General features: G+C 68.5%; 1 protein-coding gene. It reads left to right on the top strand.

What is annotated here, in order from left to right; translation table 11 throughout:
* Positions 1–647, top strand: a 647-nt coding sequence (locus L0966_RS22165; RefSeq protein ID WP_234054272.1) for an SIS domain-containing protein, incomplete at both ends; no start/stop codon positions are given.

Genomic DNA, 647 nt, shown 5'->3' with positions numbered 1-647 from the left:
GTGGCGGAATACTGGATCGAGCAGTTCGCCCGCATTCCCGTCTCCATCGATATCGCATCGGAATTCCGCTACCGGGAAACGCCGCTGGAGCCGGGCGGGGTGACCATCGTCATTTCCCAGTCGGGCGAGACGGCCGACACCCTGGCGTCCCTGCGCTATGCCAAGGCGTGCGGGCAGAAGGTGGTTGCGGTGGTGAACGTGGCCACCTCCACCATCGCCCGCGAGGCGGACATGGTGCTGCCCACCCTGGCGGGTCCGGAAATCGGCGTGGCCTCCACCAAGGCCTTCACCTGCCAGCTCGCCACGCTCGCCTGCCTCGCGGTGGCGCTGGGGCGGGCCTCGGGGCATGTGGCGGAGGATGACGAACGCCGGCTGGTGCGCGCCTTCATGGAGGTGCCGCGCCTGATGACCGAGGCGCTGAAGCTCGCCCCCGACATCGAGGTGCTGACCCGCACCCTCGCGCATGCGCAGGACGTGCTCTATCTCGGCCGCGGCCCGAACTATCCGCTGGCGCTGGAAGGGGCGCTGAAGCTGAAGGAGATTTCCTACATCCACGCCGAGGGCTACGCCGCCGGCGAGCTGAAGCACGGCCCCATCGCCCTCATCGACGAGAAGATGCCGGTGGTGGTGATCGCGCCCCATGACCG

Source organism: Xanthobacter sp. NM-59, from assembly GCF_021401125.1.
Classification (GTDB): Bacteria; Pseudomonadota; Alphaproteobacteria; order Rhizobiales; family Xanthobacteraceae; genus Xanthobacter.
The sequence above is the reverse complement of the archived record's forward strand: the minus strand, read 5'-3'. Positions and strand labels throughout refer to the sequence as shown.